Source organism: Ralstonia sp. 22086 (assembly GCF_052045975.1).
GTDB classification, from domain to species: Bacteria; Pseudomonadota; Gammaproteobacteria; order Burkholderiales; family Burkholderiaceae; genus Ralstonia; species Ralstonia wenshanensis.
In genome coordinates this window covers 391718-411017 of the sequence record NZ_JBQEPZ010000005.1, presented here as the reverse complement: position 1 = coordinate 411017, position 19300 = coordinate 391718, and the positions used below count along the sequence as shown (strand labels likewise).

The following is a 19300-nucleotide window of genomic DNA, read 5'->3' as shown; positions in this document are numbered from 1 at the left end:
CGCCCGACCGCCTATGACTCCGTCCACCACCTCTGTCTTCCACCGCGACCCGCGCAAGACGCTGCCCACCGCAGTCGGCGGTGAGGGCATGACCCTCATCGACTCGGACGGCAAGCGCTATCTCGATGCCTGCGGCGGTGCTGCCGTTTCGTGTCTCGGCCACGGCCACCCGCGCGTGGTGGATGCCATCTGCAAGCAGGTGCGCGCGCTGGCCTATGCACACACATCGTTCTTCACGACAGACGTGGCCGAAGAACTGGCCGCACGCCTGACCGCCGCCGCACCGGGCGATCTGGATCACGTGTATTTCGTCTCGGGCGGTTCCGAAGCGATTGAGGCAGCGCTCAAGCTGGCACGCCAGTACTTTGTCGAGATTGGGCAGCCGCAGCGCCAATACTTCATCGCGCGGCGTCAGAGCTATCACGGCAACACGCTGGGCGCGCTGGCGATCGGCGGTAACGCGTGGCGGCGCGAACCGTTCCTGCCGCTGCTGGTGCCGGCACACCATGTCTCGCCGTGCTATGCGTATCGCGAGCGACTGGATGGCGAGAGCGACGCGCAATACGTGCAGCGCCTCGCCGATGAGCTGGACGCGAAGATCGTCGAACTCGGCACGGAAAATGTCGCGGCCTTCGTCGCCGAAACGGTGGTGGGCGCCACCGCCGGCGCGGTGCCGCCCGTGGCCGACTACTTCCGCAAGATCCGCACGGTGTGCGACCGCCACGGCGTGCTGCTGCTGCTCGATGAGGTGATGTCCGGCATGGGGCGTACCGGCTACCTGTTCGCGTGCGAGGAAGATGGCGTGGTGCCAGACATGATCGCCATTGCCAAGGGCCTGGGCGGCGGGTATCAGCCGATCGGCGCGACGCTGGTGAATCGCCGCATTTACGACGCCATCACGACCGGCAGCGGCTTCTTCCAGCATGGCCACACTTACATTGGCCACGCGACGGCGTGCGCGGCGGCGCTCGAAGTGCAGAAGGTGATCGAGGAAGACAACCTGCTTGCCAACGTGCAGGTGCGTGGCGAACAACTGCGTGCGGCACTGCGTGCCCGCTTTGCCGACCACCCGCACGTGGGTGACGTACGCGGGCGCGGCTTGTTTGTTGGCGTGGAATTGGTGGCTGATCGCGCAACCAAGGCGCCGCTGGCACCCGCATGCAAGACGCACGCTCGCGTGAAGGCCGAAGCGATGCAGCGCGGCCTGATGGTGTATCCGATGGGCGGCACGATCGACGGCCAGCGCGGCGACCACATCCTGCTGGCGCCGCCGTTCATCGCCACCGCGCAGGACATCGACGGCATCGTCGAACGCCTGGGCGATGCGGTTGACGCCGCCACTGCCAAGGCGCAGGAGGCCGCATGGTGACCCGGCCCATCGCCATCGCCGTGGCACCCAACGGCGCGCGCAAGACGCACGCCGATCACCCCGCCCTGCCGATTACGCCCGACGAACTGGCCGCTTGCGCGCGCCAATGCGTAGATGCCGGCGCAGCGATGCTGCATCTGCATGTGCGCCGCCCAGACGGCACGCATAGCCTGGAGCCTGAGGACTACCGCCCGGCCATCGCCGCCGTGCAACGCGCCGTAGGCGACGCGCTGGTGATTCAGATCACCACCGAGGCCGTTGGCATCTACACGCCCGAACAGCAGATGGCATCGGTGCGCGCCCTGCAGCCAGAAGCAATCTCTGCCGCGCTGCGCGAGCTGGCGCCCGATGCCGCGCACGAGGCGGAGGCCGCGCGCTTTTTTGGTGAGCTTGCCGCAGCGCGCACGGCCATCCAGTACATCCTGTATTCCGCCGACGACGTGGTGCGCTACCGCGACCTGCGCGCACGCGGCGTGCTGCCCGACACGCCGCATTGGGTGCTCTTCGTGCTTGGCCGCTATAGCGCAGGCCAGCGCTCTGATCCGTCGGATCTGCTGCCCTTCCTGCAGGCGTGGGCTGAGGGCGGTGACATCACGGCAAACGTACCCTGGGCGATGTGCGCATTCGGCCCGCGTGAAGCCGAGTGCGCGCTCAGCGCGGCGCTGCTCGGCGGCCACGCGCGCCTGGGGTTCGAAAACAATATGGCGCTGCCCGACGGCAGCACGGCACCCGACAACGCGACGCTCGTCACCAACCTGCGACGGCATCTCGACGCGCTGCATCGGCCGGTGGCCAGCGCCGCAGAGCTGCGCAGCTGGTTCGGCCGCTAAGACTCTCCGCACTCATCACCACGAAGCCAAAGCACAGACGGCCGCAACACAACAGGCCGCGCACCACAACCATTGGAGGAAGTATGCGTTTGACCACCCGCTGTATCCGATCCATCCCGCTGGCGCTGGCCAGCCTGCTCGCGATCAGCGCGCACGCGCAGGCCCTGGACGGCACGCTCAAGAAAATCCAGGACAGCAACACGATCCTGATCGGCGTGCGCGAGTCGTCGATTCCATTTTCTTACCGCGACAGCAAGAACGAGATTGTCGGTTTCTCGGCAGACCTGTGCGCCCGCGTGATCGACGCCGTCAAGAAGAAGACGGGCAAGCCCAATCTGGACATCAAGCAGATTCCGGTGACGTCGCAGAACCGGACATCGCTCGTGCAGAACGGCTCGGTGGATCTGGAGTGCGGCGTGACCACGCACCTGAGATCGCGCGAGCAGCAGACCGCGTTTTCGACCACCTTCTTCATCGCCGGCACACGCTTGCTGACCAATGTGAAATCGGGCGTGAAGGATTTCCCAGATCTGGCGGGCAAGTCGGTCATCACCAACGCGGGCACCACGTCGGAGCGCATCCTGCGCAAGATGAACGACGAGAAGAAGATGAACATGAACGTGATCAGCGGGAAGGATTACGGTGAATCGTTCCTGACGCTGCAAAGCGGCCGCGTGGTGGCGTTCATGATGGACGACGTGCTGCTGGCCGGCGCGCGCACGCTGGCGCAGAAGCCCGATGACTGGGTCGTGACCGGCACGCCGCAGTCGTTCGAGGCCTACGGCTTCATGCTTCGCCGCGACGATCCGCAGTTCAAGAAGCTGGTGGACGACACCATGGTTGGCGTGATGAAGAGCGGCGAAATCAAGACGCTCTACGCCAAGTGGTTCGAAAAGCCCGTGCCGCCCAAGAACCTGAACTTCAACTTCCCGATGAACGATCAGTTGAAGGCGCTGTACGCCAATCCGAACGACACGCCGTTCGAGTGAACGGCGGCACGGCCGGCTTCTGGGGCCAACCTAGGTGCCGGCCAGCGCGACAGCCTCGATGCGGGCCTGATGCACGGCTTGTTTGATCTGCGTCGGGTTGTCGGCATGGCGCTTGGCGACAGCGCCCGCGTCGATGGTGGATGCGGCCTCCAGCGCGCGCAGCAGGCGTTCCGTCTGCGGATAGCTGCGATCTTCAAACCCGAGACGACCGCGCGCATCGGCCTCGCACGCCTGCAGGGCCTGACGGAAACGATCGGGCTTGCGCAACGCATCGCAACGCTCCAGCAGACGCACCAGCGCTGCGGCATCAAAGCCGTCACTGCGATGGATGTTGCCATGCTCACGCGCTACCACCAGCGCCAGTTCACGGCACTCGGTCGGCACGCGCAGGCGCTGGCACACCGCTTCGATCAGCGGCACGCTGCGCCCTTCATGGCCGATGTGGCGCGGCAGGATGTCCTCAGGCGTCGTGCCCTTGCCGAGATCGTGCACCAGCGCAGCGAAGCGTACCGGCAGCGGAGTCGCCATCGCTGCGGCCGTTTCGATCACCATCATGGTGTGCACGCCGGTATCGACTTCGGGGTGATAGTCGGCGCGCTGCGGCACGCCCCACAGCCGGTCAAGTTCCGGCAGCAGGCGCGCCAGCGCACCGCAGTCGCGCAGCACGGCAAACATGCGCTGCGGATGAGCCTCCATCAGGCCGCGGGCAATTTCCTGCCACACACGCTCGGCCACCAGCGCATCGACTTCGCCGGCCTGCACCATGCGCTGCATGAGCGCGTTGGTTTCGGGCGCGACATGAAAGTCGGCAAAGCGCGCAGCAAAGCGCGCCAGGCGCAGGATGCGCACCGGGTCTTCCATGAACGCATCGGACACATGCCGGAACGTGCGCGACGCCAGGTCAGCCTGCCCTCCATACGGATCGACGACGGGGCCCACCAGTGCGCCGTCTTCCGCCACGCGCTGCGCCATCGCGTTGATGGTCAGGTCGCGGCGGATGAGGTCGTCTTCGAGCGTGACATCCGGCGCGTAGTAGACCGAGAAACCCTTGTAGCCCGCAGCCGTCTTGCGCTCGGTGCGGGCGAGCGCGTATTCGGCATGCGTAACGGGATGCAGGAACACCGGGAAATCCTTGCCGACCGCTCGAAAGCCACGCGCCTCCATGTCTTCGGGCGTGGCACCGACCACAACGTAGTCGCGGTCCTGCACGGGCAGCCCGAGCAGCGCGTCACGAATGGCGCCGCCTACGGCATACACATCCAGCCCGTGCGTGGCTGGATCGACGATGGCTTCAGTCTGCGCTGCGCGTTCCGTCATTGATTGGCGGCAACCAGCGTGTCTTCGTCCGGCGCGGTGCGATACGGCTCGTCGTCGGCGAGGAAGTCATGCTCGGCGCGCGCACCGTCGATCCACTCCTGCATGGCGGGCAGATTGAGGATGTAGTCGGCGTAGGCCTTGGCGGCATCCGGCAGACGCACACCGTACGTAGCGAAGCGGCTGACCACCGGCGCGTAGAACGCATCGGCCACCGTGAAGTGCCCGAACAGGAATGGGCCTTCTGCGGCGTACTTCTGGCGAAGCTCGGTCCACATGGCGGCAATGCGGTCGATGTCGCGCTGCACGGCCACGTTCCAGCCCATGCCGGGCAGCACCGCCGTCACGTTCATCGGCATGTTGTTGCGCAGGTTGGTGAAGCCGCTGTGCATTTCAGCGCAGATCGAGCGGGCGTGCGCGCGGGCTTTCGGGTCTTGCGGCCACAGTTGCGCGCGCGGAAAGCGCTCGGCCAGCGTCTCGCAGATGGCGAGCGAATCCCACACGTTCATGTCGCCGTCCACCAGAACCGGCACGCGGCCGGCGGGCGAATGACGTGCCACGTCGGCGGCAAAGGTCTCGCTCAGCAGGCGCACGCGGATCTCTTCGAACGGAATGCCGGCCTGCTTGGCGAGCAGCCACGGGCGTAGCGACCACGACGAATAGTTCTTGTTGCCGATGACCAGTTTCATGATTCCCGTCCTTGGAGAGTGCACAGCAATTGTTGTGGGAGCCCGCCAGCATCGCGCGGGAATGCCGGGGCGCTCTGGTTTTGTTGTATAGGAAACGGCGAGCGGCAGCGCGAGGGCGAACGAACCATTCTAGCCTCGCGCTGCACCGCCACAAAACGAATCCGATTGGCCACGGTTGTGAAGCGGATTCACAAACGCGGCAAATCCTCCGCGTTTTCGTAGCGGCTAGCGATGGACCCGTGTGCGTGCGGCACGCAATCCGCGGTCCGGCCCCAAGCCGGCCAGGGCGGGCAGCATGACGGCCTCCATGCCGAGCGGATGGATGCCGAGTTCCGGCGCGACCGGTTCCATGCTGACGTTGTCCACGCGCATGGAGTCGAGGTTGTCTCGCGAGATGGGCGCCCCTGGCAGGTGCTCCAGCAAGGCTGCCTGCATGCGGCCCAAGCCTTCAGGCAGTGGCACGATCCAGCGCGGGTGGCCGCTCGCACGCCCCGCAAATCGCATCAATTCCGCGAGGGTGTAGACGCGCGGCCCGACCAGCGGATAAGCGTGCCGGATCGTCGCGGGCTTTTTGAGCGCATTGATGAACGCTGCCGCCACGTCATCCACATACACGGGTTGGAAACGCGCATCGGCACAGGCCAGCGGCACAAACGGCGCCATGCGCTGCATGCTCGCAAACAAGTTCAGGAAATGATCCTGCGGGCCGAACACCACCGACGGGCGGAACACCGTCCAGTCAAGCTCGCTGTTCATGACCACGCGTTCGCCGTCGCCCTTGCTGCGCAGGTACATCGACGGGCCGGCCGGGTCGGCGCCCAGCGCGCTCATGTGCAGCAGCCGGTTCACGCCATGGCGTCGGCATGCGGCGACGATGCGGCGAGGCAGGTCGACATGCACACGCTGGAAATTCGGCCCGTACGGCATCCCGCGTGCATCCTGCAGCACGCCAACAAGGTTGATGACGGCACAGTGCTCGCCGCCGCGCTCGGTGAGCGCCAGAAACAGCGCGTCGAGGGCATCGTCGGCGTAGATGTCGGCGTCCATCACATCCACGCGCGGCAGCAGGGTGAGGTTGTGCGCGCGGGCGGATTCAGGATCGCGCGTGGGCACGATCATCCGGCCCTCGGGTAAGCCGGGCGCGGAAAACGTCTCCGTCACCAGCCGAGACAGCAACTGCGAGCCGATAAAACCGGTACCGCCAAAAACGAGCAGATTGGAGGGCTGCATGGAGGCATCTCCAAAACGGGAAGGGAGGCAACACCACAATACATCCCGAACGCGATGGCCCCCAAGGTATGTCGACGCGACGTGCAGCGCGCCACACTTCTGTGCGCTAGCCGGCGCACATGACCAAGAAAAACGCCCGCGTTGCGGCGGGCGTCGAATGACAGCGGGATGACGATCCGGTGCTCAGGGCAGGTCGTCCGGCGTGACGGATTCCGGCGCCACCTTGCCCAGGCGGTCCTTCAGCGACTGCGGGCGGCCGGTCAGCAACGCGCTGTAGTACGTCGCGTTCGACAGCACGTTTTTCACATACGTGCGGGTCTCGTTGAACGGAATCGTCTCGGCGAAGATCGCGCCTTCCACCGGCCGCGCGAGCGTCGAGCGCCAGCGTTTCGGACGGCCTGGGCCCGCGTTGTAGCCGGCGGTAGCCAGGGTGATCGAACTGTCCAGGTTGGTCAGGATCATCGACAGGTAGGCCGTACCCAGCAGCACGTTGGTATCGATGTCGCTCATCTGCGAAACGCGGAACGCCGGCAGGCCGATCTTCTTGGCAATGTGCTTGGCGGTTTCCGGCATCACCTGCATCAGGCCAGAGGCGCCCACCGACGAACGCGCGTCCATGATGAAGCGCGATTCCTGGCGGATCAGGCCGTAGGCCCAGGCAATGTCCAAGCCCACGGCATCGGCGTTGCGCTGGACCACGCTGAGGTACGGCGTCGGGAAGCGCAGCGAGAAGTCGTGCTCGGTCTTGGTCTTGTCCGCGGAGTTGACGGTGCGATCGAGCAAGCCGAGCTTGCGGCCATATTCGGCCGCGGCGAGCAACTCGCGGTCGCTCATGTTGCGCAGCTCCCAGTTCCACTCGCGGTTGCCCTCGAAGCGCAGATTCAGGTCGTACAGCTTCTTGGCACGCCCAAAGCCCGGGTGGTTGCGGCCCATCACGTCGATCTCGGCGTCGGTCACGGTTGTGCGCGGCGGCACGGTGATGCGCTGGCCGAGTTCCTCCTGCGCCAGTTGGCCGTAGAAATTGAACTGGCCGGCAATCGACTGGAACTGTTGGCGAGCCTCGTCGTTCCGGTTGTCGGCCTTGAGCGCGCGGCCGTACCAGTACGTCCAGGCGGGATCACGATCGCGCAGGCTGGGGCGCATCTTCTCAATGGACTGGCGCACCATCTTCCAGTCACCCGCGCGCAGGGCCGTGCGCACGCGCCACTCCTGCGAATCGTCCGAAAGGTAGGCATCGCCGCCGAGCGTCAGTTGGCGACGGTAGGCGTCCAGCGCATCGGGCGTCTGCTTCTTGGCGGCGTACTGGCCGATCACGCCCCAGCCCGCGCCTTGCTCTTCGCGCGACAGGCTGCCGCTTTGCGCCAGCAGATACGCCGTTGCCTGCGAAGGATCGTTGCGCGCCATGCGCGTCACGTTGGCCAGCGTGTCGTTGTCCACGCGATCACCGTCGGGCAGCACCGCCGCAATGCGCGATGCCTGCGTAACGAGGTTCTGCTCCAGCGAAAGCCGCGCCGCAAACGCCACATCTGCACGGGTGAACTGCTTGGACTGCGCCAGATAGCCGATCAGGTCGACGCAGCCTTCGCCATAGCCCTTGGGATCCGACAGCGTGTTGCGCGCGTCGGCGGCCACGTTCTGGCCCTTCATCGCGCGCGAGAGCAGCGCATAGCACTCGACCTGCGTGTCGTCCTTCAGCACGAAGTTGGGGTACTCCGCATCGAACGTGGCCCAGTCGCGCTTCTTGCCGAGCACGAGCAGCCAGTCGTTGCGCAGCCGGTCGGCGATCGCCTCGCCCTTGTAGCGCTGCAGGAACGAGCGGATCTCATCTTCCGGCGCATCGGTACGCGCATAGCCGCTGGCATCGAACAGCTGCGGCTTGATGCGGAAATACTGCACGTAAGACTGGATCGGGTAATCGGAGAGGCTGTCGGCCAACTCCCAGCTGCGCGACACATCGTTGCGGCGGGCAGCGTTGCGCAGCTCGACAAACGCATCGTCCGGATTGGCCGGGATGCCCTGCGGCGCCTGGCGCTTTGCGGCCACCGCCAGCGGCGTCGGGCCGACCACGCTCATGCCGACCATGCCTGCAAAAGCCAGCGCTACCGCGCGATATACTGCCTTGGCCTTCAATGTCATCTCCTGCCCCATCCAATCACTGTTAGGTCCGCCGAATTATCCCATGTCAGCCTTAGCGCCAATTCACGATCCGACTGCGCGGCCCGATCTTGGCACGGCGATGCTCGCCGAATACGTGTACGGCTGCGCTTCTCGCACCAACCTCGGCCCGCTCGCTACGGATCGTGAACCGGCGAGAGGCCACACCCAATGAGTACGCACGATCCGGCCAATCCCACCACGCCAATCGAATCGCGCCGCACGCTGCGCGCCATGTTGCTCGATGCACGCGCTGCGCTACCGGATCGCATTGCCCACGATGCTGCGCTGGCACATCACCTGGCTGAGTTGCTGAACGCACTGCCCTTCAAACGCCTGGCCGCCTACTGGCCAACGCAGGGAGAGTTCGATGCGTTGACCGTGCTGGGCCATTGGCTGGCGGCCGACGCCACGCGCCATGCGTTGCTGCCCGTGGTGACTGACAAGTTTTCTCCCCTGCAGTTTCGGCGATGGACGCCCGATTGTGAAATGACGCCGGGCGCTTACAACATCCCCATCCCCCGCTCGGGTGAGATGGAAACGCCCGATGCCTTGCTGATCCCGTGCGTGGGCTTTGACGCGCAGCGCTATCGCATCGGCTACGGCGGCGGCTTCTACGACCGCACGCTCGCTGCGCTGCATGCCGCCGGACACCGCCCGCGCACGATTGGCGTCGCGTACGAGGTGAACCGCGTGGAATCCATCGCGCCGGAACCGCACGACATCGCGCTGGACTGCATCGTCACGGAGCGCGGTGCGTTTTGATCCGCCACAGGAAGCCCATGTCTCACACCCTGAAAACTGTTGCCGACCTCGAAGCCGTGTATGGCGCCCCGAACCCGCGCTCGCTGCTCAAGGAGATCGACCACCTGAACGCCGACTACCGCGCGTTCGTGGAGGCGTCGCCATTCATCGTGCTGTCATCGGTGGGCGCGCAGGGCACGGACGCTTCGCCAAAGGGCGATGCGCCGGGTTTCGTGCGCATCCTCAACGAACGCTTGCTGGCGATTCCCGATCGGCCTGGCAACAACCGCATCGACAACCTGCGCAACATCGTTGAAGACGGGCGCGTGTCGGTGCTCTTCATCGTGCCGGGTGTGGGTGAAACGTTGCGCGTGAACGGCACGGCCACCATCTCGGCGGATCCGGAATTGCTCACGTCATTTGCGGTGCAGGGCAAGCTTCCGCGCAGCGTGATCCTCGTGCAGGTGCAGACGGTCTACTTCCACTGCTCGAAGGCACTGGTGCGCTCAAGGCTGTGGGAACGTGGCGCGCAGGAAACCAAGCCGGCTGTGCCCACCGCAGGCCAGATCCTGCAGCACATCAGCGGCGGCGCATTTGATGGAGACGCCTACGATCGCGAGTTGCCGGAGCGGCTGAAGACAACGCTGTACTGAGCGTTCAGCGCTTGGCTGTCTTTTTTGCGGCGGCCCTCTTGGTCGCCGTTGTCTTTGTTGCCTTGGGCGCCTTGGGCGCCTTGGCAGTCTTTGCTGCGGCGCGCTTCGGCTTGGCCGCCTTGGCATTGGCATCGCGCAGCGCGGCTTCAATGGCCAGCCGTGCCCAGTCGCGCAATGGCTGCCCACCGTCGAGCGCCTCTGCCGGCGTGCTCAGATAACCCGTCATGCTGATGGTGCGGCCGTTGCGCTCGTAACTGAACGGCGTGCATTTTTCAGCGAGAAAACGTTCGCGCGTGAGGTCATCAACGCGCAGGTAAGACGTGCCGCGCAGCACCAGCGCAAAGACAATGTCGTCGTAATACAGCGCCGCGCCGCTGAACATTCGGCGCGCGCGAATCTCACCGATCTGCGCGGCGAGCGGCCGGAGTTCGTCAAGCAACCAGGCGATCAGCGGATCGGGTGCGGCTGCCATGACGATCTCCTTTGCAGTGCGCTTTCTTCTTACAGACCCAGGCGCTGCCAGATGGCGCGCGTGGAGCCGGCGGCGTTGAGCGTGTAGAAATGCAGGCCCGGCGCGCCGCCTTGCAGCAGGCGGTCGCACATGGCCGTCACCACGTCCAGGCCGAACGCGCGGATCGATTCACGATCGTCACCAAAGCCTTCGAGGCGCTTGGCGATCCAGCGCGGCACTTCCGCGCCGCACATCTCGGAAAAGCGCATCAGCTGCGACGAATTCGTGATCGGCATGATGCCGGGCACGATCGGCACGTCCACGCCGAGCTTGCGTGCGTCGTCCACGAACTGGAAATACGCATCCGCGTTGAAGAAGTACTGGGTGATGGCGGAGTCCGCACCGGCCTTCACCTTGCGGGCGAAGTTTTCCAGATCGTGCCGCGCCGAGCGCGACTGCGGGTGGTACTCCGGATAGGCCGCCACTTCAATGTGGAAAGCCTCGCCGGTTTCCTGGCGGATGAACTCGACCAGCTCGTTGGCGAAGCGAAATTCACCGATCTCGCCCATGCCCGAGGGCATGTCGCCGCGCAGCGCGACGATGCGTCGAATGCCGTGCTCGCGATACGTGTTGAGAATGCCGCGGATGCTCTCGCGCGAGGAACCGACACACGACAGATGCGGCGCCGCTTCAATGCCTTCGCGCTGGATTTCCACCACGGCGTCGAGCGTGCCCTGTTGCGTGGTGCCGCCCGCGCCAAATGTCACCGAGATAAAGCGCGGCTTGAGCGGCGAGAGTTGCGCACGCGTGTTGCGCAGCTTCTCGGCGCCTTCCGCCGTCTTGGGCGGGAAGAATTCGAAACTGAATTGACGGTCTTGCATGACAGAAACCTTAAGCCTCGCGCAGCAACAGGCTCGAGAGCAGCCACGAGATCACGCTGTACAGGATGGAACCCAGCAGCGCGGCGCCAAAGCTGGCCACCTGAAAGCCTGCCAGCAGGTTGCCGACAAACAGGAACAGCAGCGCGTTGATGATGAAGATGAACAGCCCGAGCGTGAGCAGCGTCACCGGCAGGGTGAGGATCACCAGGATCGGGCGGATCAGCGTGTTGACCAGACCCAGCACGAGCGCCGCGATCAGCGCGGAGCCGAAGCCGTTGACGTGGATGCCTTTGAGCAGATAGGCGACAAGAAGCAACGCCAGCGCGTTGATGACCCAGACAGCGAGCAGTCTCATGGAGGAGTCCTCGGTTGGAGAGCCGGCGGCAGGGAATGCCGCCGGCAGGTACGGCTTAGTAGCGGTAGTGGTCAGCCTTGTACGGGCCTTCCTTGCTCACGCCGATGTACGCAGCTTGCTGGTCCGTCAGCTCGGTCAGTTGCGCATTCAGCTTCTTCAGTTGCAGGCGCGCGACCTTCTCGTCCAGGTGCTTGGGCAGCGTGTAGACGCCCACCGGGTACTTGTTCGAGCCCTTCACCGCTTCGGTCCACAGTTCGATCTGCGCGATGGTCTGGTTGGCGAACGAGCTGCTCATCACGTACGACGGATGGCCCGTGGCGCAGCCCAGGTTTACCAGGCGGCCCTTGGCCAGGATGATGATCTTCTTGCCGTCGGGGAAGATCACGTGATCGACCTGCGGCTTGATCTCTTCCCACTGGTACTTCTCAACGGATGCGATATCGATCTCGTTGTCGAAGTGGCCGATGTTGCAGACGATGGCCTGGTCCTTCATCTTGGCCATGTGGTCGTGCGTGATGACGTGGTAGTTGCCAGTGGCGGTCACGAAGATGTCGCCGTGCTCGGCAGCGTAATCCATCGTCACCACGCGGTAGCCTTCCATGGCGGCCTGCAGCGCGCAGATCGGGTCGATTTCGGTCACCCACACTTGCGCCGACAGCGCGCGCAGTGCCTGTGCCGAACCCTTGCCCACGTCGCCGTAGCCCGCCACGACCGCCACCTTGCCGGCGATCATCACGTCGGTCGCACGCTTGATACCGTCGACCAGCGATTCACGGCAGCCGTACAGGTTGTCGAACTTGCTCTTGGTGACCGAGTCGTTCACGTTGATGGCCGGGAAGCGCAGCTCGCCGCGCTGGGCCATCTGGTACAGGCGATGCACGCCCGTGGTGGTTTCTTCGGTCACGCCCTTGATGGCGTCGAGGTTGCGGCTGTAGAACGTGGTGTCCTTGGCCAGCTTTTCCTTGATGGCGGCAAACAGGAAGGTCTCTTCTTCGCTGCCCGGCTTGGCGATCACGGAGGCGTCTTTCTCAGCGCGGGCGCCCAGGTGCAGCAGCAGCGTTGCGTCGCCGCCGTCGTCCAGGATCATGTTCGGCGTGCCGCCGTCGGCCCATTCGAAGATGCGGTGGGTGAAGTCCCAGTATTCCTTGAGCGATTCGCCCTTGAACGCGAACACCGGGGTACCCGATGCGGCAATCGCGGCGGCAGCGTGGTCCTGCGTCGAGAAGATGTTGCACGAGGCCCAGCGCACGTCGGCGCCAAGTGCCTTGAGCGTCTCGATCAGCACGGCGGTCTGGATGGTCATGTGCAGCGAGCCGGCAATGCGCGCGCCCTTGAGCGGCTGGCTTGCGGCAAATTCCTCGCGAATCGCCATCAGGCCGGGCATTTCGGTCTCGGCAATGGCGATTTCCTTGCGGCCCCAGTCGGCCAGGCTGATGTCGGCAACGAGGTAATCGTGTTTCAGATCGGTGACAGCGTTCATTGGATCACTCCGGAAAAGAAGGGTGACCGCACGCGGAGAGATGACCACTGAGACGGGGCCCATGCTGGGGCCCCGGATAGATGCGTTCTCGCCATCGTGTCAGCCACGATACTGCGAGCGCCGTTTGAACTTCCGAGCCTGGCGGCCGCCCCGTCTGAACTTGGGCCGGTCGTTGCAACGCTCCTCGGAATGGGCTGGATTGTAGCGGATTTGGCCGGGATGCGACTACCGGATCAGCGGCCCTGTTCCCGCGCGAAAGTGCGCATTCTGCCACTGCCATACGGTAAGCCTTGGGAAGGCTGAGATTCACCAACCAACCGGTGCGTTGGCAGGCTCTTTTGCCCAGTCAGCATAGTTACCAGAAGGCGTATCGATCTTGACTCGTCGCAGCAATACGTGTTCAGACCGGATATCGCTTGTTGGGTCGTAACCACTTTTGTGGATGAGACGGCCTTCTAAAGTGCTGCGTGAAATTTTCCCGTGGAACTCGAACACATCCCGGGCCGGCCGCCCTTGCGGGCCTGAATCTCGGGTGAATTCGAAGCCAGTCGAAAGCTTGGCAGCAAAGGTAAAAGTGCGAGTCGACAGATCGATCTTAGCGTTGTAGATAGGGCCACTGGGCGTCTCGATACCGGTTGAGACGTAGAACTTGCCGAATACGTGCGTTCCCTCCCGATAAAGGTCGACGGCATAGCCCTCGCTGTGGGGGTCACCACTAGTCGCTGTAGTTTTCTGGTTAGAGAAATACCCCAGACGAGTGGAGGTTGGAGGCGTCGCAGAGCACGCCGCACTGATAAGAAGCAACGCAAGGAACAGAAGTCGACGCATATCAGTGTCCGTCTGTTGACCAATGAGGTTTGTCGGTTGCACCGCCAACGAATTTGATTACGCCGTAGCTGCGACCTACCTCCTTGAGTTTGGCGTTCACATTGAACATATTCCGTGCAGCCATCAGAGACATTTCGAGCGTTGCATGCACCCATTCGATGTTGACTTCATCCATTGGAGGGACGGACGACGGAGCCGTCCCATGGCCGATATTCGAGGACCAATGCATCAAGTACGCTCTCGGTGGCGGGGCGATTCCTTCACACAATCGCCCTGCCGGGGACCGTACCTGCCCGACCAGATGGACTACTAATTGTTGATCGCAATGACCTTAATGATCGTCTTGCCAGAGATTGGATCAACGATGCCGCTGATCCAAACTTCACCGTTTCCTACCATCAAGCCTCGATAGCTGACAAACAGATCTTCGAATCGCTGCGTTTCGATGGCGTGCTTCACTTTGGCATCGAAGATCACGGGGTATGCCTTCTTGAACGCCGCTGGAGTACGGATGATGATTTCTCTCTTGGAGCTACCGGTACGTAACGGGTATCGGATGAGTTGGCTGAGCGTATCTCCATCATCATGCATTGTTGCAATTTTGAGGCAGTCAAAAAACATTCTCGCCTCCTCCAGATTGAGGCCGGCTTGTTCGCTCAGTGCTCTGCGGAATTCACTTTCTGCTGCCGGCGACGGGAAGGCGAGCGGAGTCACGGCCTGATAATCGGGTTCACTGGCAACCACGCTTCGGCAGTTCGCGTGTGCCATGGCAGACAGAAATGAAAATGCGGCGATTGCAATGGCGGTCGAGATGCGTTTGCGTTTAGTGCGTAGCGTCATAGTTTCCACTCAAATACATATCGTGTTCCTGCTTCCGCCTTTTCACAAGACCGGAAATTCCACCATTTGTAATATCCAAGAACTCTTTTGCCGCATCCGCGTAGGCACCTGAATTGATCTTTCGACAAAGCCCGGGAGCAATCCTCGCAATGTCTCCTATGTTAAAAGCCAAGGAGCACAGAGCATCGAATTCTTGTTGGTATAGCGGAACGCGAATAGCCTTGCGAATGATTTTCTCATGCTTCACAGCATCTACGCTAAAGAAGGATTCCGCCTGCGCTCTTGATATATTTGTTCCGCGTGGGATTCCAAGCGCTTCACACGGACGCTTTCCGTTGACTAGATGGCCCCAACCAACTGTGCAATAGCCGACATCGTCATCATAGTAATTAAGTCTAAGTTTCTCCCAATCCTGAATAAATTTCGCCCCCTGCGACGATAGCCGCAGACAATCAATATGAAGTCTGTCCACGGATGCCGTCTGCATGGACCCTTCGTTTCCGTTCGTTGTACAGGTTGAAATCAACATGTGCTTCTTCCGATCAACAAATTTTATCGAAATAGACCGTCATCATCGGATGTTTTCGACGTGACCAAGGTAAATGCGAATTTCTTGAACGCCATCCGTCCGAATACGTTCTGTTCGGCCAAGCAGATCGGTCGTCCCAAGTTTGATCGCCCCGTTTGGCAGCCCGACTGTGTAATACGTATCTGACAGTACATTGCCTTGACGGTCTTTCAGTAGGAATTGCTCGTCGTAAATCGGTGACACCGCTGCGGTTGTCCGGACGCTATTTGCAAGATCAGAATTTGCTCGTTGGCGCTCTATTTCGCTACCACTTCCGTCCTCATACCAAGCTTCGCCTGCAAGCACTGCAACGATGCGCTTTGGATGCAGGCATTTGCACAGCACCTCGTCACCATCCAAAGCAACTTCGCCCATGAAATTCATCCGGCGGGGGCCACCCGCCTTGGTAATGATGCCGACGCTCTTGCACATCTCGCAGTAGGCTTGGCCGCCAATCAGGGCGACTTGGTGACCAGCATTTCCAAAGGTGCAGGCAGGCCCCGCATAGGACAGGACCGTTCCGCCATTCAGAAGCGTGTCACCGACAACAGCAATTCTTCGCATCATGGTCCGACCTCCACCGTGCAGCATGGTCTCCATTCGTTCCACATAACGCATTTCTCCGTTTCGATTTGTCATTCGCCCCTATACATGCATCGAGTCTCGCGATGCCGGTGGCTTCTATGAATTGTCTTGGGCAAATCGACTGATTTCGCGGAGTTGGCGAAATATGACAGCGGAGCACGTTGATCCCGTCGCTATAATCCCCACCGTCACCGCCTCAACGGTGGCCGGGTTTCGCAGCCCATCTCCTCCTCTTTTTTCCCAGACGGACAGCCGCCTTTCGCGCGGCGTTTTCATGTCCGGTGCTTGTGCACGCCTATGCTTTTCATGGCGGGCCGGGCAGGGAGACCTTCGGGTCTGCCGGCAATGCTGGGATAGGAGGCCGGTCTGCGAACCCTGTCGTCAGGCCCGCCACCCTCGTTTCGCAGCGAGCGGCGAGCCTCCCTCTACCTATCCCCGGAGGCCACATGGCTACCGCACTCGGCGGGCATCGCCCCGCGTCTTACCCTTCGCCGCCCCCTTGGCGCCGCATGCCTCCCACACAACCGGGAGGTGCCGCATGTCTTTGACCAAGAACCGCCTCTACCTCGACGGCGCAGTCTCAGCGCGCGCGTTTCTGTGCCGCACGCGCACCGATATGCGCACCCATGGCCAATGCAGGCTAGGCATGCTGCGCGAGCAGCTCACCTACTTCTCTGAACATGCGTATCCGCCGGCATTCGTGAAGGGCTTTGTCGATGCCATCGATGCGTACCTGGCGATGTCGCTCGGGGGGAGCGACGTGCACCCGCGCACGTGGGAAGTGTTGGCCGCCATCGAGCGGCGGCGGGTCTCCGCCGCATAACAACAGCAAGACGTATCCCCGGGGCGGGCCGGGGATATGCCCCGGAGCCAGCGGATTCGACCGCCACCACGGCAGTTCATTGCTCCAGCAGCATGTTCAGCATCCGTTGCGGATTCGCCAGAAAGTCCCGCGTCACCTGAAAGTGCTCGGTCTCTTCATAGGCGATGCGCCGGATGCCGTCTCCGTCACATTGATAGATCCACGCGTCGGGATAGGCCATCAAGATCGGCGAGTGCGTGGCGATCACGAACTGGCTTTCCGCCTGCACCAGGTCATGCAGGCGCGAGAGCACCGCCAGCTGCCGCTGCGGTGACAGCGCCGCCTCGGGTTCGTCGAGCAGGTACAGGCCGTTCGGGCCGAAGCGGTTCATCAACAGCGCCAGAAACGATTCCCCGTGCGATTGCGCATGCAGCGATCGGCCGCCGTAGGAATCGATCACGCGCCCGCCCAGGCCCGGCTCTTCATCCATCTGCTGGATGTTGGTGGCCACATTGAAGAAACTCTCGGCGCGCAGGAAGAATTCGGTGCGCGGCTTGCGAAAGCCCCGTGCTATGCGCAGATGCGCGTGCAGCTCGGAGTGCGACGCATGCGTGCTGAAGTTGAAGTTGCGCGAGCCGCCCTCGGCGTTGAAGCCGAGCGCCACGGCAATCGCCTCCATGAGCGTGGATTTGCCCGAGCCGTTTTCGCCGACGAGGAACGTGACCTTGGGATGCAGCTCCAGCGTGTCGAGCGCGCGCACGGCGGGCAGGCTGAACGGATACGCATCGAACGCGGCAACGGTGTCGCGCCGCAGCGTGACGTGGCTGACGAACTGGCGGGTGAGCATGGGGCGGCGCAGGGCGAATCGCAGATGCCGCATCGTATCGCGCCGCATGCCGCCTCGCGAGCGGCCACCTGCTCAGGCAACGGAGCCGCTGTAACGCGCATCACGCGGCAGTGTCAATGCGCTGTCACACGCCAACCTTGCGATCCGGTTAGGAAGTGGCGCACCCGCATCACGGACATGCAACACGCGGCCACCAAAGTGCCGGGCATCGTTCAGGGAGCCAACGATGCACAACCATAAACTTACGAAGTACGCCGCCGCCGCGGCCGCTGCACTGGCCATGGCCGCGTGCGGCAGCGACGGCACGTCCACCTCCGGCAGCGCCACGCCGGACACCACTCCGCCCACCACCACGCCCGCCAAGAACGTCGTGTTCTTCCTGGGCGACGGCATGGGCATGACCACCATGACCGCCGCGCGCATCTACAAGGTGGGCGAAGACGGCGAGCTGACCATGGACACGCTGCCGGAAACCGGCTTCGTGCGCACGTATTCCTACAACGCGCAGGTGACGGATTCCGCGCCGTCGATGTCGGCCTACATGACCGGCGTGAAGATGAACAACGAAGTCATCTCGATGTCGCCGGACACGATGGCCTATGACGCGGGCGGCAAGGATTACCTCTCGGGCGCCGACAGCACCTGCCCCAGCGGCAACGGCAAGCCCGTCACGACGCTGCTCGAACTGATGAAGGCCGCAGGCTACGGCACGGGCGTGGTCACCACCACGCGCATCACGCACGCCACGCCGGCCGCCACGTATTCGCACATCTGCCACCGCGACGGCGAGAACACCATCGCCGCGCAGCTCACGCCGGCCGGCAAGGGCTTCAACGCCGCGCTGGGCGATGGGGTGGACGTCGTCTTCGGCGGCGGACGCAAGCACTTCCAGCCGACCACGGCGGGCGGCGCGCGCACCGACGGCCGCGACCTGATCGCCGAACTCAAGGCCGGCGGCTACCGCTATGCCAGCAACAAGGCCGAATTCGACACGCTGCAAGCGACCGACGGCAAGGTCGTGGGCCTGTTCACCAGCAGCCACATGTCGTACGACCTCGACCGCGATCCGAGCAAGGAGCCGAGCCTGGGCGAGATGACGAACAAGGCCATCGACGTGCTGGCCGCCAAGAAGAAGGGCTTCTTCCTGATGGTGGAAGGCGGCCGTATCGACCACGCGCTGCACGAGACCACCGCCCGCAAGGCACTGCAGGACACCGTGGCGTTCGACTCCGCCATCCGTGGCGCGATCGACAAGCTGGGCACGATCGACCCGGGGTTGAAGAACACGCTGATCGTGGTGACCGCCGACCACGACCACACGCTGGTGCTCAACGGCTACGCCAAGCGCACGGGCCCGACCAGCGACAGCAACCCCGGCGTGCTGGGCCTGCTGAAGAACTATGTGACCGGCGCCAACGCCACCGACACCGGCGGCAACCCGTTCACGATCATCGGCTTCGGCACCGGCGAGAACCGCCCGGCCACGCGCGGCGCACTGACGGATGCCGCCGTGTACGACAAGAGCTACCACCAGGAAGCCGTGATCCCGGTTGCGCCGGGCGGCGAAACGCACGGCGGCACCGATGTCTTCATCGGCGCACGCGGCCTGGGCGCCGAGCGCTTTACCGGCACGATGGACAACACCGAGGTCTTCGGCCTCATCAAGCAGGCCGTGGGTCTGTAAGCGGGAG

General features: G+C 63.3%; 21 protein-coding genes and 1 riboswitch. Of the genes, 7 read left to right on the top strand and 14 right to left on the bottom strand.

Going from position 1 to position 19300, the window contains the following annotated elements; all coding sequences use genetic code 11:
* Positions 1-13: 13 nt before the first annotated feature.
* The 3 genes from ACTJK6_RS22725 (at position 14) to ACTJK6_RS22715 (ending at position 3188) form a co-directional block, all read left to right on the top strand.
* Entirely contained in the window at positions 14-1369 is a 1356-nt protein-coding gene (locus ACTJK6_RS22725; RefSeq protein ID WP_260803707.1) for an aspartate aminotransferase family protein, read from the top strand.
* Positions 1363-2199 (top strand): 3-keto-5-aminohexanoate cleavage protein, encoded by an 837-nt coding sequence (locus ACTJK6_RS22720; RefSeq protein WP_440475907.1) that lies wholly within the window; start codon positions 1363-1365, stop codon positions 2197-2199. Before ACTJK6_RS22725 ends, ACTJK6_RS22720 begins: the two co-directional genes overlap by 7 nt.
* An 83-nt stretch (positions 2200-2282) precedes the next feature.
* Positions 2283-3188, top strand: coding sequence for a glutamate/aspartate ABC transporter substrate-binding protein (locus ACTJK6_RS22715; RefSeq protein WP_440840248.1), 906 nt, complete (start codon positions 2283-2285; stop codon positions 3186-3188).
* 30 nt (positions 3189-3218) lie between these two features.
* Here the strand turns inward: ACTJK6_RS22715 and ACTJK6_RS22710 are convergent, their stop codons facing one another.
* From ACTJK6_RS22710 to ACTJK6_RS22695, 4 genes are all read right to left on the bottom strand, one after another.
* A complete protein-coding gene (locus tag ACTJK6_RS22710) occupies positions 3219-4505 on the bottom strand; it encodes a multifunctional CCA addition/repair protein (protein WP_440840247.1) in 1287 nt (428 codons plus the stop codon).
* Entirely contained in the window at positions 4502-5191 is a 690-nt protein-coding gene (locus ACTJK6_RS22705) for a glutathione S-transferase family protein (RefSeq protein WP_316870397.1), read from the bottom strand. The genes ACTJK6_RS22710 and ACTJK6_RS22705 overlap by 4 nt, the downstream gene beginning before the upstream one ends.
* 225 nt (positions 5192-5416) lie before the next feature.
* Positions 5417-6421, bottom strand: coding sequence for a complex I NDUFA9 subunit family protein (locus ACTJK6_RS22700; protein WP_316880835.1), 1005 nt, complete (start codon positions 6419-6421; stop codon positions 5417-5419).
* Between the two features lie 183 nt (positions 6422-6604).
* Entirely contained in the window at positions 6605-8557 is a 1953-nt protein-coding gene (locus tag ACTJK6_RS22695; RefSeq protein WP_440840246.1) for a transglycosylase SLT domain-containing protein, read from the bottom strand.
* A 189-nt stretch (positions 8558-8746) separates the two neighbouring features.
* Between ACTJK6_RS22695 and ACTJK6_RS22690 the strand changes: the two genes are divergently transcribed.
* Together ACTJK6_RS22690 and ACTJK6_RS22685 are read left to right on the top strand one after the other, a co-directional pair.
* Complete coding sequence (locus ACTJK6_RS22690; RefSeq protein WP_440840245.1) at positions 8747-9340, top strand: 5-formyltetrahydrofolate cyclo-ligase; 594 nt, start codon at positions 8747-8749, stop codon at positions 9338-9340.
* 17 nt (positions 9341-9357) lie between these two features.
* A complete protein-coding gene (locus ACTJK6_RS22685) occupies positions 9358-9972 on the top strand; it encodes a pyridoxamine 5'-phosphate oxidase family protein (RefSeq protein WP_260803702.1) in 615 nt (204 codons plus the stop codon).
* A gap of 4 nt (positions 9973-9976) precedes the next feature.
* Here the strand turns inward: ACTJK6_RS22685 and ACTJK6_RS22680 are convergent, their stop codons facing one another.
* The 9 genes from ACTJK6_RS22680 to ACTJK6_RS22640 all read right to left on the bottom strand — a co-directional run bounded on the left by ACTJK6_RS22680 (position 9977) and on the right by ACTJK6_RS22640 (position 15975).
* The gene (locus ACTJK6_RS22680; RefSeq protein WP_260803701.1) at positions 9977-10444 is read right to left on the bottom strand and encodes a TfoX/Sxy family protein; all 468 of its coding nucleotides are present in this window, start codon (positions 10442-10444) and stop codon (positions 9977-9979) included.
* A gap of 29 nt (positions 10445-10473) precedes the next feature.
* Positions 10474-11304: a methylenetetrahydrofolate reductase [NAD(P)H] gene (metF, locus tag ACTJK6_RS22675; protein ID WP_015856052.1), complete on the bottom strand. Its 831-nt coding sequence runs from the start codon at positions 11302-11304 to the stop codon at positions 10474-10476.
* Positions 11305-11314: 10 nt separating this feature from the next.
* On the bottom strand, positions 11315-11659 hold the full coding sequence (locus tag ACTJK6_RS22670) for a phage holin family protein (protein WP_004628357.1): 345 nt from the start codon (positions 11657-11659) through the stop codon (positions 11315-11317).
* A gap of 55 nt (positions 11660-11714) precedes the next feature.
* The gene (ahcY, locus tag ACTJK6_RS22665; RefSeq protein ID WP_440840244.1) at positions 11715-13139 is read right to left on the bottom strand and encodes an adenosylhomocysteinase; all 1425 of its coding nucleotides are present in this window, start codon (positions 13137-13139) and stop codon (positions 11715-11717) included.
* 108 nt (positions 13140-13247) lie between these two features.
* A riboswitch (S-adenosyl-L-homocysteine riboswitch) is annotated at positions 13248-13331 on the bottom strand.
* Between the two features lie 114 nt (positions 13332-13445).
* Positions 13446-13967, bottom strand: a complete 522-nt coding sequence (locus tag ACTJK6_RS22660) for a hypothetical protein (protein WP_440840243.1) — start codon at positions 13965-13967, stop codon at positions 13446-13448.
* Between the two features lies 1 nt (position 13968).
* A complete protein-coding gene (locus ACTJK6_RS22655) occupies positions 13969-14142 on the bottom strand; it encodes a hypothetical protein (RefSeq protein WP_260803698.1) in 174 nt (57 codons plus the stop codon).
* Between the two features lie 134 nt (positions 14143-14276).
* Complete coding sequence (locus ACTJK6_RS22650) at positions 14277-14807, bottom strand: hypothetical protein (RefSeq protein WP_322017038.1); 531 nt, start codon at positions 14805-14807, stop codon at positions 14277-14279.
* Positions 14791-15294: a lysozyme gene (locus ACTJK6_RS22645; protein WP_322017037.1), complete on the bottom strand. Its 504-nt coding sequence runs from the start codon at positions 15292-15294 to the stop codon at positions 14791-14793. The genes ACTJK6_RS22650 and ACTJK6_RS22645 overlap by 17 nt, the downstream gene beginning before the upstream one ends.
* An 84-nt stretch (positions 15295-15378) precedes the next feature.
* Positions 15379-15975, bottom strand: a complete 597-nt coding sequence (locus ACTJK6_RS22640; protein ID WP_440840242.1) for a PAAR domain-containing protein — start codon at positions 15973-15975, stop codon at positions 15379-15381.
* A 523-nt stretch (positions 15976-16498) separates the two neighbouring features.
* Between ACTJK6_RS22640 and ACTJK6_RS22635 the strand changes: the two genes are divergently transcribed.
* A complete protein-coding gene (locus ACTJK6_RS22635; protein WP_440840241.1) occupies positions 16499-16783 on the top strand; it encodes a hypothetical protein in 285 nt (94 codons plus the stop codon).
* 76 nt (positions 16784-16859) lie between these two features.
* On the opposite strand, the gene ACTJK6_RS22630 is transcribed toward ACTJK6_RS22635, so the two are convergent.
* On the bottom strand, positions 16860-17609 hold the full coding sequence (locus ACTJK6_RS22630) for an AAA family ATPase (RefSeq protein WP_440840255.1): 750 nt from the start codon (positions 17607-17609) through the stop codon (positions 16860-16862).
* Positions 17610-17835: 226 nt separating this feature from the next.
* On the opposite strand from ACTJK6_RS22630, the gene ACTJK6_RS22625 reads away from it, so the two are divergent.
* Complete coding sequence (locus ACTJK6_RS22625) at positions 17836-19293, top strand: alkaline phosphatase (RefSeq protein ID WP_440840240.1); 1458 nt, start codon at positions 17836-17838, stop codon at positions 19291-19293.
* Positions 19294-19300: the final 7 nt, after the last annotated feature.

Excerpts from the sequence above, each read along its gene's own strand:
- ACTJK6_RS22640 (WP_440840242.1), bottom strand. The coding sequence starts at position 15,975 with ATGGAGACCATGCTGCACGGTGGAGGTCGGACCATGATGCGAAGAATT.
- ACTJK6_RS22645 (WP_322017037.1), bottom strand. The coding sequence starts at position 15,294 with ATGCAGACGGCATCCGTGGACAGACTTCATATTGATTGTCTGCGGCTA.
- ACTJK6_RS22630 (WP_440840255.1), bottom strand. The coding sequence starts at position 17,609 with ATGCTCACCCGCCAGTTCGTCAGCCACGTCACGCTGCGGCGCGACACC.
- ACTJK6_RS22680 (WP_260803701.1), bottom strand. The coding sequence starts at position 10,444 with ATGGCAGCCGCACCCGATCCGCTGATCGCCTGGTTGCTTGACGAACTC.
- metF (WP_015856052.1), bottom strand. The coding sequence starts at position 11,304 with ATGCAAGACCGTCAATTCAGTTTCGAATTCTTCCCGCCCAAGACGGCG.
- ACTJK6_RS22690 (WP_440840245.1), top strand. The coding sequence starts at position 8,747 with ATGAGTACGCACGATCCGGCCAATCCCACCACGCCAATCGAATCGCGC.
- ACTJK6_RS22720 (WP_440475907.1), top strand. The coding sequence starts at position 1,363 with ATGGTGACCCGGCCCATCGCCATCGCCGTGGCACCCAACGGCGCGCGC.
- ACTJK6_RS22725 (WP_260803707.1), top strand. The coding sequence starts at position 14 with ATGACTCCGTCCACCACCTCTGTCTTCCACCGCGACCCGCGCAAGACG.
- ACTJK6_RS22700 (WP_316880835.1), bottom strand. The coding sequence starts at position 6,421 with ATGCAGCCCTCCAATCTGCTCGTTTTTGGCGGTACCGGTTTTATCGGC.
- ACTJK6_RS22635 (WP_440840241.1), top strand. The coding sequence starts at position 16,499 with ATGTCTTTGACCAAGAACCGCCTCTACCTCGACGGCGCAGTCTCAGCG.
- ACTJK6_RS22625 (WP_440840240.1), top strand. The coding sequence starts at position 17,836 with ATGCACAACCATAAACTTACGAAGTACGCCGCCGCCGCGGCCGCTGCA.
- ACTJK6_RS22660 (WP_440840243.1), bottom strand. The coding sequence starts at position 13,967 with ATGCGTCGACTTCTGTTCCTTGCGTTGCTTCTTATCAGTGCGGCGTGC.
- ACTJK6_RS22695 (WP_440840246.1), bottom strand. The coding sequence starts at position 8,557 with ATGACATTGAAGGCCAAGGCAGTATATCGCGCGGTAGCGCTGGCTTTT.
- ACTJK6_RS22655 (WP_260803698.1), bottom strand. The coding sequence starts at position 14,142 with ATGGATGAAGTCAACATCGAATGGGTGCATGCAACGCTCGAAATGTCT.
- ACTJK6_RS22715 (WP_440840248.1), top strand. The coding sequence starts at position 2,283 with ATGCGTTTGACCACCCGCTGTATCCGATCCATCCCGCTGGCGCTGGCC.
- ACTJK6_RS22670 (WP_004628357.1), bottom strand. The coding sequence starts at position 11,659 with ATGAGACTGCTCGCTGTCTGGGTCATCAACGCGCTGGCGTTGCTTCTT.
- ACTJK6_RS22705 (WP_316870397.1), bottom strand. The coding sequence starts at position 5,191 with ATGAAACTGGTCATCGGCAACAAGAACTATTCGTCGTGGTCGCTACGC.
- ACTJK6_RS22685 (WP_260803702.1), top strand. The coding sequence starts at position 9,358 with ATGTCTCACACCCTGAAAACTGTTGCCGACCTCGAAGCCGTGTATGGC.
- ACTJK6_RS22710 (WP_440840247.1), bottom strand. The coding sequence starts at position 4,505 with ATGACGGAACGCGCAGCGCAGACTGAAGCCATCGTCGATCCAGCCACG.
- ahcY (WP_440840244.1), bottom strand. The coding sequence starts at position 13,139 with ATGAACGCTGTCACCGATCTGAAACACGATTACCTCGTTGCCGACATC.
- ACTJK6_RS22650 (WP_322017038.1), bottom strand. The coding sequence starts at position 14,807 with ATGACGCTACGCACTAAACGCAAACGCATCTCGACCGCCATTGCAATC.